The organism is Hyphomicrobium sp. 99 (assembly GCF_000384335.2).
Taxonomy (GTDB): domain Bacteria; phylum Pseudomonadota; class Alphaproteobacteria; order Rhizobiales; family Hyphomicrobiaceae; genus Hyphomicrobium_B.
On record NZ_KQ031382.1, the window covers coordinates 4,023,716 to 4,037,860 of the forward strand.

Consider the following 14,145-nt stretch of genomic DNA (forward strand, 5'->3'; position numbering starts at 1 on the left):
ATATGGCGGCGCCAGCTGCCTTTTGATCGGTTGTGTATCGGCCCTGACCGCGCTTTGGGCTAACCGCTTGTCAGCGGACTGCCCGTGTCACGTGCGCGTTTCTGTTCTGCGTCTCCTCAAGTTTTTGCGTTTGTAAACCGGTCGGGACCGTCGTCCTCCGCCGTCGCGTCGTGTTCGTTCGCACGCGCTGGCTGGGGTTCGATTGCGGCCGGGGTAACTGCGGGCACCGGGGGGTGCACCGCCGCTGATGCGGCTCGAGAGGGAGCAATCGACGGATGTCTTGGACTGATGAGCGCGTGGACCTTTTAAAAAGGCTCTGGTCGGAAGGACTGAGCGCCAGCCAGATCGCAGGCCGCCTTGGAAGCGTGACGCGCAATGCCGTCATCGGCAAAGTGCACCGGCTTGGCCTATCCGGCCGGGCAACGACGTCACGAATGAAATCGCACCGCCCTCGCACCCGGCTAGCGAATGCAAAGCGCCCGGTGAAGCAGCGCTTCGCGCAAGCCGGAAATCCGGTCGTGCGGGCACTCTATATGGACGCCGAAGCTTACGTGGCGCCTGCGGAGGAGATCGAAATTCCGGCCGCCGAAAGAAAAACTATTCAGACGCTCGGCGAATGCAGCTGCCGCTGGCCGATCGGCGACCCGCAGACCTCTGATTTCCATTTCTGCGGTCGCGCCAAGGTGCCGTTGCTTCCCTATTGCGAAGTGCATGCCCGGCGCGCCTTCCAGCCTGTCGCGCCGCGCCGCCGCGATCGCACGGACGTCGAAGCGCCGCTCACGGCGAGCCTTCCGGCTCCCGCGATCGCAGGCTCCGACCCGACCAAGCAGCGGGCCTGACATTTAACCACCGGCGTGCCGGGGGGCTTGGCCGGTGGATGAAGAGAGAAAGCCAGCAGTCGCGGGGGCGACTGCTGGCTTTCTCGTGTCCTTCAGAGCGATTGACCATCCGCCCATGGTAATTGCTGTCCGGCCGCGCCCCCGTGCTAGGCTCGGAGCCGCTGGTGTCCGGCGACGGAGATTGTAAATGGCTAAAAACAAGCACAAAGACAAAAAGCCTGATGAGCCCAACGTCGATCCGCTGACCGATGAAGCCGCCACCGTGAGTTCGAGCCACGACGGCTCGGGGCGGTCCGCTGAGCATTTGGGCGATCACCACCGATCGGCGTTGCCGAAAGGTTATTCGCTCGACCCTCCGAAATTGCCGAAGGAGATCGACGACGCCGCGATGCGCTCCGGCGGCTATCCCTACGACAAGCGCATGAAGCGGGAAGAGTTTGAGGAACGGTTGCTGACTCTGCAGATCGAGCTCATGAAGTTGCAGAAGCACAATCTCAAAGTCGGCAACCGCATTCTTTGCCTCTACGAAGGACGCGATGGATCAGGCAAAGGCTCATGCATCAAGGCCTTCAATGAACACATGAACCCGCGCAACACACGAACCGTTGCGCTTCCCAAGCCGACGGAGACGGAACGCGGCCAGCTCTATTTTCAGCGCTACATGGTCCATCTGCCGAGCGCCGGCGAAGTCGTTCTCTTCGATCGCTCCTGGTACAATCGCGCCGGCGTCGAACGCGTGATGGGATTTTGCACGCCGGATCAGCTTGCCGTCTTCCTGCGCGAAGCGCCGGAATACGAGGGCCTTCTCGTTCGCGACGGCATCAAGCTCTTCAAGTATTATCTGACGATCGGCCGCGAGATGCAGCTGAAGCGCTTCTACGAGCGCGCCAAAAATCCACTGAAGCAATGGAAGCTATCGTCCGTAGATCTGGCGTCTCTCGGCAAGTACGACGATTACACACGCGCCGAAATCGAGATGTTTCGCTTCACCCACACGGCCATCGCACCCTGGGCCGTCGTGCGCGCCAACGACCAGCGCCGCGCGCGCCTCGAAACCATTCGCCACGTTCTGCTCTCGATCGAATACGAGGGACGGGATCTCGACGCGATCGGTAAGCACGATCCGTTGATCATCGGATCGGGTCCCGAATTTTTCCATCCGGGCGTCGATCAGCAAAATTAGCAGCGCGCTTTAGCGAACGAGAAGGATCGGCGTACGTGCGACGACGGACGCCCGCGCCAATTCACGGCCATCGGCCAACGCCGAGCCGCCGAAAACGGCGATTGTTAAGCTTGGCTTCAGCCGCGCGATGAATTCCGTCAGCGCGCCCGGAACGCCGAACGTCGGACCCGCCTCCTCGAAGATGAGAGGCAGGCTCGATTCCGATGCGAGCAACCGCGACTGCCCTTCGATCTCGGCGTAGTCATGCGCGGTGTCGGCACCGATCACGATATGCACCGGCGCGCGGGGCGCAGATAACCGCTCCGCTGCGCGCAGCATCGACGGCAGCCGTTCGACATCTTCGACGATGACGACAACTCGCGATTGCGTCGATCTTTGTTCGCCACAGAGAAGAAACCCCGTCGCGCCGCTGACATTGGCAAGCAGCGTCCCGATTACGGAGTCGCTGCGCGCGGCCGGCATGCGCGCCAACGCGACGATGTTCCAAGGCCCGCGCTCGTCGCACATCTCCGAAATCCGGTCGACGGCGTCGCCCGAAGCAAGCGTGTGGCGCACCCGAACGCCGTGAGCCGCGCCCACGTCATCGACGGCGCGGCGGCACCGCGTCATGAGCAGCTCGAAGCGCCGCTCGTGTTCGACGAAACCGCCCTTCTCGACGCGCGCGGCTTGGCCGACCATCCGGACAGGCACGCCTTCCGCTTCGCCGGCACTGCCATCGGAAACGACGACCGTTTCGATCTCTGCGCCATAAGCGGCAGCGAGGCGAACAGGCGCTTCAAGGCGCGATGCCGGATAGTTCGCTTCCGGGTCGAGCCAGAGCACGACGCGACCGGAAAGCTCCGATGCTTCCGCGACATGCGCGATCACGGCGCGTTACCTTCAGCGCGCCGCGTGAGCGCTTCAGTCAAATCGGCAGCCCGGATTTGCGATACCGAGTGATCGGCCGCAATCGCATCCGCTTCCTGCAGCAGATGCAAGAGCGCGATCCCCGCGAGCGACACGCGTCCGCCGCCACGGCGAACCGCATCCTTGTAGATCAGCGGCGCAACGGCCGGGTTGAGTGGGCGAAGGCCGTGATCTGACGCCATACGCGCCGCGCCCTTGGCGAAATCGGCTTCGCTGAGTTCCGCGATCGGCACGGTGTCGGCAAGCTTCGCGACGTGCGGGAAATATCGCGCGACGCCCGGCTCGATGGCTTCGAGCTTCGACCACGATTGCGCATCGGCAATGAGCACGATCGTCGCGAGCAGCGGAATGGGATCGGCTTTGAGGCCAACGCCGGCCGCATTGATCGGCACAATCTCTTTGCTGCGAATGGCGGCGCTGAGCGCAAGCCATGCACGCGGGTCAGCGGCAAGCTTCCACGCCTCGATGATGACGATACCTGATCCGGCGCGCATCAGATGGCCGGGAAGAAGTACGGGCACACCCAGCGCATCGCGGCTGATTTCGCCGAGCAGATCGGACGCCGAGGCATTCCGCGCGATGACGACATGGCTGCGCACCGATGGATCGTAAAAATGCCCGTCATCGCAGTCGAGCAGCACAGCCGGCATATACCGTTCGACACCGACGCCGCGGACGGCCGACGTCATGAACGCTTCTTCGATCGCGTCCAGCGCCGCAGCAATGGAGGCGTTCTCAGGATAGGATTTCTTGATCGCAGCAAGGCCCGGACGCACAGCCCGGAGCGCCGTCTGCCGGAGAAGAGCCTCGTGCTTCTCGCTGGCGCTGAATTCAGCCTCCGGAAGCGTCGCGACGATGGACTGAAGCTCGTCCTCGAAGGCCGTGATCTTGGCTTCGACATTGCGCTTGAGGGAATCCGGCAGCGCGCGAAAAACATCCGATCGGACGACGCGGCCCTCATGCATGGGCGCGAGGACGTAACCGTCGAGCGATTTGACGACGGCGATGTTCTGCGCCTCCGCCCGCCGCCGCACGGGCTCGACGGCCTTTTCGCTTTGATAGCGCATCTCCTCCTCGAGCAAATCGAGGCTGATGCGATGCTCTTCGCTTTTGAGATAGCGATTGAATGCGGCCCACGCCTTGGTCGTCGCCCCGCGAACGTCGCGCCGGAAACGCGCCCCGTCGCCAGGCGGCAAGACGAAGCCCTTCGCGCGCGACGGCGCATCATGATCGACGACGTAAATCCAATCCGGAGACGGCGACCGCTCGACATCCTTGCCGATGGACTCGGCAAGTTGGAGACGGCCCGTGCCGGGCTGCCCCAGGATAACGAGATGCTCTCCGCGGCTCGCTTCGAGTGCCGTGCGAATTTTCGCAATCGCGCGTTTCTGTCCGAAGAAGTGCGTCTGCTCGATGGGCTTGATCGTCGCCGGATCTTTCGCCGTCTTTTGCTCGTTCGGCGTCTTCTGCTCTTTCGTTTCGCCGTCCTCTGCCACCGCAGAGACGTCGGCCAAACGATCGGCGAGACGGCTCGTCACGAGCGTCACGACATTGGTCGCAGCCTCCGTTGCGCTGCGCTTGATCGCGCTCCCCGGCTTATCCGCGGCCGCACTCTCGTCCCCAACGTTCGTCGGAGCGTCGGCTTTTTTCTCCGATCTGCTACGCCAGAAAACCATTCGCACGATCTCTCCCCTGGAGACTTACGACTATCGCATGCTGTGTCGGGTGACAAAGAGGCTGCCCCCGCCGCCCGCTTGCCAGTGACAGTCGCACGGGCATAATGGCGGCACCATGACCGAGGCCGCGCCGTCCGCAACGAATCCCGCCTCTCCCGTTCTTCCCAGCGAAAAGGCCCGGGATTATGAACGCGCCCGCGCCATCCTCCGCGGCACGCAGCGGCTGCTCCGGTCGCTCGATTTCGAAAGCGTGAGCGAGGTCTCGCTCGCCAATGGACGCCGCGCCGACGTCTTGGGTATCCGCCGCGACGGCGAGATTTGGATCGTTGAGATCAAGTCGAGTATTGCCGACTTCCGGGCCGATCAGAAATGGCCGGAGTATCGCGACTACTGCGATGCACTTCTCTTCGCAGTCGCAGCGGATTTCCCGTCGGAGATTTTGCCGGTCGATACCGGATTGATCCTCGCCGACGCCTATGCGGGCGAGATGGTGCGAACGCCGCCGCACCATCCATTACCAGCCGCTCGGCGTAAAGCCGTGACGATTGCGCTCGCGCGCACGGCGTCGATGCGGTTGCACGCCGAGCGTGATCCGGGCTTCGGGATAGAATGAAAAGCCAAGCGCTTTAGCTGTCGCCGCCGCTTTATTTCGGTGCGCGCTTCGCGAGGATGCGTTGCAGCGTACGGCGATGCATATTCAGCCGGCGCGCTGTTTCCGAGACGTTGCGATTGCAAAGCTCATACACGCGCTGAATGTGCTCCCAACGCACGCGGTCCGCCGACATCGGGTTCTCCGGCGGTGGTGCCTTTGAATCCGTCGGAGCGAGAAGCGCGTCGGTAACATCGTCGGCGTCAGCAGGCTTCGCGAGATAATCGACGGCGCCGAGCTTCACGGCCGAAACCGCCGTTGCGATATTGCCGTAGCCGGTGAGAACGATCGCGCGCGCATCGGGTCGGGCCCTCGCGAGCTCGGCGATGACGTCGAGACCGGAGCCATCTTCGAGACGCATGTCGACGACAGCAAAGGCCGGCGCCTTTTCGCGGATGAGATCGACGCCTTCAGCAACGGAATGGCCGAAACGAACCTCGAAGCCGCGAAGCTCCATGGCGCGCGCCAAGCGTTGCAGAAACGACCTGTCGTCGTCGACGATGACCAACGAACGGTCGGCCGGCAATTCATCCTGTTTGAATGACAGGTCTTCGGTAACCAAAGGAGCCTCCCGGATCACTTATTATCCGTTGCTTTTTTCATGACAGGCCATAATCCATCGCCGCCTACCCGGCTGCAACCCCTTACGCAAGCAAAAAACAACCTAAAAGGTTACTATCAGAGCAAAAACCGAACACCCATTCGTGCCAAATCGACGGATTATGCCACTTTCGTCGCCGAAGAACGCCGTCCCGGCCAGGCGAAAGCACCGGGCGGGAGTTCGAAAGCGGTTCTCGGCCATGAGATCTGAATATTGGCCCCATGACGAGGCGGCGTGAGGTTTGAGAAGGACACGGTCGCGCCTGAACGCTCCAGAAGCGTCTTGGCGATGAAGAGTCCGAGCCCCAGTCCCGAGTGGCCGTGATCGCCCTTGTCTTCGAAGCGCCGCGTCGTGACGTAAGGCTCGCCGATGCTGTCCATCATCTCGGGCGCAAAGCCCGGACCATCGTCGGAGATCGTGAAGAAGACGTGCGAGCCGTTCCAGCGCGCCGTGATCTGCACCTCCGAATTCGCGAAGCCGACGGCATTCTCGATGAGATTGCCGAGCCCGTAGATGACGCCCGGGCGGCGATGCGCAACGGGCTCGATCCTCACTTCGTCGTCGAGGCCCGGCAACGGACTTGCAGAAATGATGATGCGCTTGCCGGCGTTCCGATGCGGCGTCGATGCTTCTTCGAGGAGCTCCACCACGCTGAGGCTCGCGTGCATCGGATCCTGCTCGTCAGGCTTACGCGTCAGCTTCTGCAGAATTTCCCGGCAGCGGCGGGCCTGACTGTGAAGAAGCTGCAAGTCCTCGCGATAGCGGCTATCGCTGCCAAGCTCGTGCTCAAGTTCCTTGGCGACGAGCGCGATCGTCGAAAGCGGCGTGCCGAGTTCATGCGCCGCCGCTGCCGCCAATCCGTCGAGCGCGTGCAGCCTCTGCTCGCTCGCAAGCACCATGTCTGTCGCCGCCAAAGCAGCTGACATCTGCCGGGATTCCTTGTTCAATCGCCATGTGAAGAAGGCCATGAACACCATCGACGCGGTCATCGCCAGCAGCAAACCGATCTTGTAATCGGTCGGAAGTTCGAAACGCGTCCCCTCCCGCCACGGCAGCGGATAATGATTGTTGATGAGCAGCATGCCGATCGCGATCACGGCTGAACCAAGGAACACCGTGTAGCGCGGCGGCAGCGTCGCGGCCGCGACCGTGACCGGGGCGACGAGCAAAACCGAAAACGGATTTTGAATGCCGCCCGTCAGATAGAGGAGACCCGCGAGCTGCAAGACGTCGTAGACGAGAAGACCGAGCGCGAACCGCGTGCTGAGGCGGTAGCGCACCGGAAAGCGGATCGACAGAAAGACATTCAGCCACGCCGACAGCGCGATGAGAACGAGGCAACTTCCGATGTTCAATGGGAAGCCGTAGAGCAGCGTCACTGCCGCGATGGCAGCGAGCTGGCCGAGCACCGCCATCCAGCGAAGACGAACGCTCGTCATGAGGCGGAGCTGGCTCTCGCGTTCGTTTACGATGCCCTTGAGAACCGGCGCGGGCGCGCTATCAGTAGGCATACTCATGAAATCGATGAATCCGGTTTCGAAGTCGTGACCGCAAGCCGCATATCGCTCGCGCTTGCACGCCTGCATTAGAAAGCCGACATCTTATCAGCTTAGCTTCATTCTTACCCAAAGGGCGACGGAGACATCAAGCTTATGAACCGCACGACGATTGGGATGGTCTTCGCCGGCCTTCTGACAGGCGCCGCACTTGGGTTTATTGCGCTTAAAGTACCGACCCCGGCAATGAATACCGAAACCCAAGTCACCGGTAAGCCGGCTGTCGGGGGTCCGTTCAGCCTTTTCGATCAGACCGGCAAGCGGGTGACCGACAAGGACTTTCTTGGACGGTATATGCTCGTCTTCTTTGGTTATACAAATTGTCCGGATATTTGTCCTGCCGGTCTTCAGGTGATGTCAGCTGCTCTCGACAAGCTCGGCGACCGCGCCCGCGACGTCGTTCCGGTCTTCATCACGCTTGACCCGAAGGAAGATACGCCCGAGCGGCTCGCGACATATCTGAAAAGCTTTCATCCGCGTCTCGTCGGCTTGACCGGAAGCGAGAGCGACACTGCAGCGGCAGCCAAAGCCTATCGCGTTTTTTACCAGAAGGTTCCTGACGACAAAGATCCTTCGCACTACAGCATCGATCACTCGGCGATCTTCTACCTGATGGGCAAGGACGGAACATTGGTTGCGCCGATCCCGCACACGAACGACGTTGATCAACTCGCACTCGCGATCGAAAAAGCAATTCATTAAACATTCGCGGCGATTCGTTCCTGAGACCGGAGCGCCACACTTTCACACGCTGGAGTTATCACTCCGGACATTGCTGCTGGAGCAACGAGCCGAACCTTGTTAGGTCATCTTAGTGCTGTATTGATCCGGCACACGCGAACGGCACTTCGTTGCATCAGTCAGATGCGCGTCGGCTTTTGGGGGCAGAGCGCATGAGGATCATAAATGGACATCGCGCCATCGACCTGAGTTCAAAATCGCGATCGGTTCGTCTCGAGGACATCGGCGCACAGTTGGAAGTCCGCCGTCATCCGGGAGCACGCCGCTTGACGTTGCGCGTCAGCCGCACGCGCCGCGCGGTGATCGTCACGCTTCCTCTTCAATGCGATCTCGATGAAGCAGGCACGTTTCTCAACCGGCACATCGATTGGGTTCGCGCACGGTTGGACAGTCTTCCCAACCACGTTCCCTTCGAAGACGCAGCCGCGATGCCACTGCGCGGTGTCCCGCATACGATTTCATTTACGGGCAACACGCGCACGCGTTTGATCTCCGTCGACGATCGTCAAGCCAATCGCCCCACGATCGTCGTCCCGGGCGACAAGGAGCGTGCACCCGACAGGCTGACGCGTTTTCTGTTCGATGAAGCCAAAAGCGATCTCGCGACCAGCGTTGCCAAGTACGCGCGTCCGCTAGCCGTGAAGCCAACGCGCATCGCCATTCGCGATCAGACGAGCCGATGGGGCTCGTGCTCCACAACGGGCGCGCTTTCGTTCTCGTGGCGCCTGATCCTGGCTCCGTCCTTCGTGCTCGATTACGTCGCCGCGCACGAAGTCGCTCATCTCTCGGAGATGAACCACGGCCCGCGCTTTTGGGCGCTCGTCAAAAAGATCTGCCCCGAATTCGAAACCGCGAAGCAATGGTTGCAGGTTCTGGGACCCGATCTTCATCGCTACGGACCAGCGCACGGCCAGTCACAGAACTGACCCGCACTCACCGCCAGTTGGCGAACGACAAAAACCCACTCTGTTGTTCAGCGGGCGTCTCATTGGACGCGGTGCCGGTCGCGGTTTTCAACTCGCCCGGCGTCGTCGAAACCGCACGAGTGATGAAATTATCATCGATCTCTTCAGCGGGATGATTTTGCGAACCCGCTGACGGGCGACCGGCATCCGCCGCAATCGTTCTTTTCCCCGCTGGCTGCGCCCGCGCGTCCCGCCGCGGCGCCCATGGCAGAACTTCTTTCGCCTCGACGACACGCGGTGTCCGCGACGCCGTCGAAGCAGGCACGAGCGGATTGATGCCGAAGTCTGCCGCATCCGCATCGACGCTTCCAATGACAGTTCCCGGCAACGGCTCGGGCGTCAGACCTTCGTGCGCAACACGCATGACCTGCTTCCAGATCTCGGCAGGCAGCGTGCCGCCGGTTGCGCGGTTCATCGGCTTACCGTTGTCGTTCCCGATCCACACGCCGGCCGTCAGATGGCTCGTGTAACCAATGAACCAGGCATCGCGAAAATCCTGCGTCGTGCCGGTCTTGCCCGCAACCGGCTGATCGGCGAGCGCAGCCCGCTTTCCCGTCCCATAAACAACCGCCGCATTCAGCATGTCGTTCAAAGCACCGAGCCGGTCCGCCTCGGCGATCCTGTGATCCTTCGCTGGCGGCTGGGCTTTGAAAAGCACGCGGCCCGTGCTCGTCGAGACCTTGACGATAACGTGCGGTTCGACGACCTCGCCGCCGTTCGAGAACGCCGTGTAAGCGCCCGCCATCTCGAGAAGCGTCACTTCCGACGTTCCGAGCGCGAGCGCGGGCCCTTCGCGCAATTCCGATTTGATCCCGAGGCGCTGCGCGAGATCGGCCGCCGTGCCGCGCCCGATATCCTGATTGAGCCGCACCGCAACCGTGTTGACCGATTGCGCCAACGCGCGTCGCAGCGTGATCGGCCCAGCGTACTCGTTCTTATCGTTCTTCGGCGACCAGCCGCCGATGGTGATCGGCGCATCGTCGGCGATCGTCTGAGGCGACATGCCCCGCTGCAACGCCGCGAGATAGACGAACGGCTTGAACGCCGAACCCGGCTGGCGCTTCGCCTTGACTGCACGATTGAACTGGCTGTCGGCATAATCCCGCCCGCCGACGAGCGCCCGGATGCCGCCGTCGCTGTCGAGCACGGCGACAGCCGCCTGACTGGCGCCGAACGCCGTCCCTTTCTGTTCGAGACTGTCCGTGACGATTTCCTGCGCGCGGCGCTGCAGCGATTTATCGATCGTCGTCTCCACGACGAGGTCGATGTCATCCGCGCCCGTGATCGGCTGCAGCTGCTCGACAACGTAATCGACGACGTAACCGGCATCGGCCGACGTCTTCGCCATCTTCTGCTCGTTGAAGACGAGCGTTTGCTCAAGCGCTTGCGTCTCCTGCGCTTCGGAGATGAACCCCGCGTCGAACATTTTCGCAAGGACGACGCGCGCACGCGCACGCGCAGCTCCAGGGCTCGCAGCCGGCGAATATTTGGATGGCGCCTTGAGGAGGCCGGCAATCAGTGCCGCTTCCGGCAATGTCAGCTCGCGAGCAGGCTTATCGAAATATCTTCGGCTCGCCGCTTCCACCCCGTAAGCGCCGCCGCCAAAGTAAACTTGATTTAAGTAGAGTTCGAGGATTTCGGACTTCGAGAGCCGAACCTCGAGCCAGAGCGCAAGCCCAAGCTCCGCGATCTTACGCGTCAGCGTCCGGTCCTGAGTAAGAAAGAGGTTTTTCGCCAGCTGCTGGGTCAGCGTCGATCCGCCTTGCGCAAAGCGCCCAGCGCGCAAGTTCGCAAACATCGCCCGGATCATGCCGGCAGGATCGACGCCATAGTGATCGAAGAACCGGCGATCCTCCGTTGCAACGACCGCGGCCGGAACGAGCTTCCCCAGCTGATCGAGCGACACGTACTCGCGAGGCGTTCCCCGCTCCGTCAGCGTCGAGCCGTCGCGCGCCAGAATGCGGAGCAGCGGCGTATGCGCCGTGTTGCGAAGGGCAAGTGGATCGGGAAATACGACGGTATAATAGACCATCATCACGGCGAAGGTCAGCATCGCCACGCCCGCGCCAAGCACCCCGGCACCGAGCGCCACACGGTATTTGAGCTTCAGCCTGGCCAAAAATCCGCGTCGCGCCTCAACCGGCAATGTTGCCTGCAGTTGTTGCGGCGTTTGCGCGTGCAGTTGCGCGAAATCTGCCGGATCGTCGTCGACCCGAAAAGCTTGTTGGGCGACCGATTGAAATGAACCCGGCAGCGTCGGCTCCGGTTGAGGCGCGACTGGGCGCGACCCGCCGAACAGCATCCTGCGGACCAGCCACAGTGCAAAACGCAAAGCTGCAGCGATGGCGCGCAACACGTCAAAACCTCGAAGGCGGAAGTCGCCCCTTGCCGTCCAAGCCTGAAAAGCCTGATCTGAAAGGAAAGCGGGATCAATCCCACAATTGTAATCGAACGTTGGCTAAGGTCGCGTTAACCCGCGGCCCCGCGCCGGTCAGGTATCAAATTCGCAAGTTGTAGGCGCTGCAAAAAAGTCCCGCGTGGCGGGCGAAACGAAATGCCCTGTGGCATCCGGCCCCTCAGGCGGTCATAGTAAATATGAATCTATTGAGGAGAGCTGATGTCTGCTGCGGGTGATCTGGCCAACTACAAGGACGCACTTCTCGTTCTCGGCACGGCCGGTGTCGTCGTACCCGTGTTGCATCGCTTCGGCGTTAGCACCGTTCTTGCTTTCCTGCTGACAGGCGCTTTCCTAAGCCCTGGCGGCCTCGGCGCCTTGACGTCCTACGTACCTCAGCTCTCCTGGCTGACGATCACCGACCCCGAACGATTATCCAAATTCGCCGAGTGGGGCGTCGTCTTCCTCCTGTTCATCATCGGCCTCGAACTTTCCTTCGAGCGCTTATCGACGATGCGGCGCTTGGTCTTCGGCCTCGGTGGTTCGCAGGTCGTCGTCTCCGCCGCACTTATCGGTTCGGTTGCCTATGCGCTCGGCCAGCCTCCGGCGATCGCCCTCGTCATCGGCTCCGCCCTCTGCCTGTCCTCGACGGCCATCGTCATCGAGTTGCTTGCCACTCAAAAGCGGCTGTCGACGTCGGTCGGCAGGACTTCCTTCTCGATCCTGCTCTTTCAGGATCTCGCGGTCGTTCCGATCCTCATTCTCGTCGGCATTCTAGAGCCGGGAAATGAGACGTCGATCGCCACCAAAATTTTAACGGCGCTGGCACAGGCAGCCATCGCGCTCGTCACCATCGTCGCCGTCGGCCGCTTCCTGTTGCAGCCGCTATTTCGGCTTGTAGCTCAGACTCACAACGCCGACCTCTTCATCGCCGCGACCTTGTTCGTCGCCGTCAGCACGGCCTTCGTGACGGCCGCTGCGGGCCTATCTCTCGCTCTCGGAGCGTTCGTCGCCGGCCTCCTGCTCGCTGAAACCGAATATCGCCGGGCCGTGCAAACGACCATCGAGCCGATAAAATCGCTTTTGCTCGGCGTGTTTTTCTTTTCGGTCGGCTCGCAGCTCGACATTCAATCGCTGATATCCGAGCCGGTCGCGATCCTCGCGACGACGTTGGGTCTTCTCGGAATCCAGGTCGTCATCATCTACGGATTGGCCCGCCTCTTCAGCGTCTCGAGATCGGCGTCGATTGAATCAGCCGCACTGCTGGCGCCGGGCGGCGAATTCGCCTTCGTGATCCTGACGCTCGCGCACGCTTCACAGCTCATCAATCAGGAGTTGATGAGTATCCTGCTCACCGCGGTATCGATCACAATGGCATTGATACCTGCGTGCGCGAAGTTCGGCCGTAAGTTCGCCAAACGATACGTGCCGCCGCCGACAATCGATCCGGCATTGACGGTCACGCCCGTCAGCGACGGCAGCGTCAAAGCCCTCGTTGTGGGCTACGGACGGGTTGGACAGCTGATCGGCGACATGCTTGCAGAACACAACATCTCCTACATCGCCGTCGACCGCGCGCCGAGCCTCGTCGCCAACGCGCGACAGGAAGGCAAGCCCGTGTTTTACGGCGACGTGACCTACGCCGAATTCCTTGAGCACTGCGGTCTCGATACCGCAAAAGCGGCGATCATCACGATCCACAAGGAAGCCGAGATCGACGGGATCGTGAAAATCCTCAGAGCGCGGTATCCGAACCTGCTCATCGTCTCGCGTGCAAAGGACGCGGCTCACGCGCGCCATCTCTACGAGATCGGCGTCAACGATGCCGTGCCGGAAACGATCGAGGCGAGCCTTCAGCTCTCGGAAGCAGCCCTCGTCGGTCTCGGCGTTCCGACGGGGCCCGTCATCGCTTCCATTCACGAGAAGCGCGACGAATTCCGTACCGAGCTTCAAGGAGCCGCCAAAAAGGCGGGGACCGTAACGCGCGCGTTTCCCAGAAAGCGCTCTACCTGAGCGCTTTCGACGCGAACTGACTGAGCCGAACGTCTTGTGCCGGAACTTGTCGTTCCTACATCACGTTTCCTATTGGAGACAGGATGGCGGAGCCGATGTCGACAATGTTCGAAAGACTGAATGGAACCCGTTTTGGAGACGCCTTTGCCGGCTCTCTGCCTGCGGGCGAATTCGACGAGAGCTTTGCGCGCATTGAAGCCTTGGCGAAGATGCTCGACAGCGCCATTCGCATTCCCGGCACGAGCGTCGTCATGGGCATTGATGCCGTTCTCGGCCTCGTGCCCATCATCGGCGATGCCATTTCTGGCGCGATGGCAAGCTACATCATTTGGGAAGCCCGGCGTCTCGGCGCGCCGCGCTGGTTGATCGCGCGCATGGCCATGAACACGGCGCTCGATACCGCCGTCGGCAGCATCCCGGTCTTCGGCGACATGTTCGACGTCGCCTACAAATCAAACCTCAAAAACGTCGCGCTGCTGAAAAGACATGCTGAAAAGCATGGGGCCCGCTACGGCCGCCGCACCATCGAGACGACGTACACCGTCGGCTGAATGGCCCCTCTTGTCATCCCGGCCGCAGCGTAGCGAAGAGCCGAGACCCAGCGCAAACCTACCGTCATCC

At 61.6% G+C, this 14,145-nt stretch carries 12 protein-coding genes; 7 read left to right on the plus strand and 5 right to left on the minus strand.

Annotated elements, in window-relative coordinates; genetic code table 11:
• The first annotated feature begins 275 nt into the window (after positions 1-275).
• On the plus strand, positions 276-839 hold the full coding sequence (locus tag G359_RS19335; protein WP_045837443.1) for a GcrA family cell cycle regulator: 564 nt from the start codon (positions 276-278) through the stop codon (positions 837-839).
• Positions 840-1,026: 187 nt separating this feature from the next.
• Positions 1,027-2,022, plus strand: coding sequence for a polyphosphate kinase 2 (ppk2, locus tag G359_RS19340; protein ID WP_082073028.1), 996 nt, complete (start codon positions 1,027-1,029; stop codon positions 2,020-2,022).
• Between the two features lie 9 nt (positions 2,023-2,031).
• Here the strand turns inward: ppk2 and G359_RS19345 are convergent, their stop codons facing one another.
• Positions 2,032-2,889, minus strand: coding sequence for a hypothetical protein (locus tag G359_RS19345; RefSeq protein WP_045837444.1), 858 nt, complete (start codon positions 2,887-2,889; stop codon positions 2,032-2,034).
• Positions 2,886-4,604: an AAA family ATPase gene (locus G359_RS19350; protein ID WP_045837445.1), complete on the minus strand. Its 1,719-nt coding sequence runs from the start codon at positions 4,602-4,604 to the stop codon at positions 2,886-2,888. Before G359_RS19350 ends, G359_RS19345 begins: the two co-directional genes overlap by 4 nt.
• A gap of 115 nt (positions 4,605-4,719) precedes the next feature.
• Between G359_RS19350 and G359_RS19355 the strand changes: the two genes are divergently transcribed.
• Positions 4,720-5,217: an MmcB family DNA repair protein gene (locus G359_RS19355; protein WP_045837446.1), complete on the plus strand. Its 498-nt coding sequence runs from the start codon at positions 4,720-4,722 to the stop codon at positions 5,215-5,217.
• Positions 5,218-5,248: 31 nt separating this feature from the next.
• On the opposite strand, the gene G359_RS19360 is transcribed toward G359_RS19355, so the two are convergent.
• Positions 5,249-5,815, minus strand: a complete 567-nt coding sequence (locus G359_RS19360; protein ID WP_045837447.1) for an ActR/PrrA/RegA family redox response regulator transcription factor — start codon at positions 5,813-5,815, stop codon at positions 5,249-5,251.
• Between the two features lie 158 nt (positions 5,816-5,973).
• The gene (locus tag G359_RS19365; RefSeq protein WP_082073117.1) at positions 5,974-7,371 is read right to left on the minus strand and encodes an ActS/PrrB/RegB family redox-sensitive histidine kinase; all 1,398 of its coding nucleotides are present in this window, start codon (positions 7,369-7,371) and stop codon (positions 5,974-5,976) included.
• Between the two features lie 135 nt (positions 7,372-7,506).
• On the opposite strand from G359_RS19365, the gene G359_RS19370 reads away from it, so the two are divergent.
• Together G359_RS19370 and G359_RS19375 are read left to right on the plus strand one after the other, a co-directional pair.
• Positions 7,507-8,112 (plus strand): SCO family protein, encoded by a 606-nt coding sequence (locus tag G359_RS19370; RefSeq protein WP_045837448.1) that lies wholly within the window; start codon positions 7,507-7,509, stop codon positions 8,110-8,112.
• A gap of 191 nt (positions 8,113-8,303) precedes the next feature.
• Positions 8,304-9,077 carry a M48 family metallopeptidase gene (locus tag G359_RS19375; RefSeq protein ID WP_045837449.1) on the plus strand — a complete coding sequence of 258 codons (774 nt, stop codon included), beginning with the start codon at positions 8,304-8,306 and terminating at the stop codon, positions 9,075-9,077.
• 7 nt (positions 9,078-9,084) lie between these two features.
• On the opposite strand, the gene G359_RS19380 is transcribed toward G359_RS19375, so the two are convergent.
• On the minus strand, positions 9,085-11,472 hold the full coding sequence (locus G359_RS19380) for a transglycosylase domain-containing protein (RefSeq protein WP_082073029.1): 2,388 nt from the start codon (positions 11,470-11,472) through the stop codon (positions 9,085-9,087).
• 261 nt (positions 11,473-11,733) lie between these two features.
• Here G359_RS19380 and G359_RS19385 point away from each other — a divergent pair, with 261 nt between their 5' ends.
• Positions 11,734-13,524, plus strand: coding sequence for a cation:proton antiporter domain-containing protein (locus G359_RS19385; protein ID WP_045837450.1), 1,791 nt, complete (start codon positions 11,734-11,736; stop codon positions 13,522-13,524).
• Positions 13,525-13,619: 95 nt separating this feature from the next.
• Complete coding sequence (locus tag G359_RS19390; RefSeq protein ID WP_245280095.1) at positions 13,620-14,075, plus strand: DUF4112 domain-containing protein; 456 nt, start codon at positions 13,620-13,622, stop codon at positions 14,073-14,075.
• Positions 14,076-14,145 lie beyond the last annotated feature (70 nt).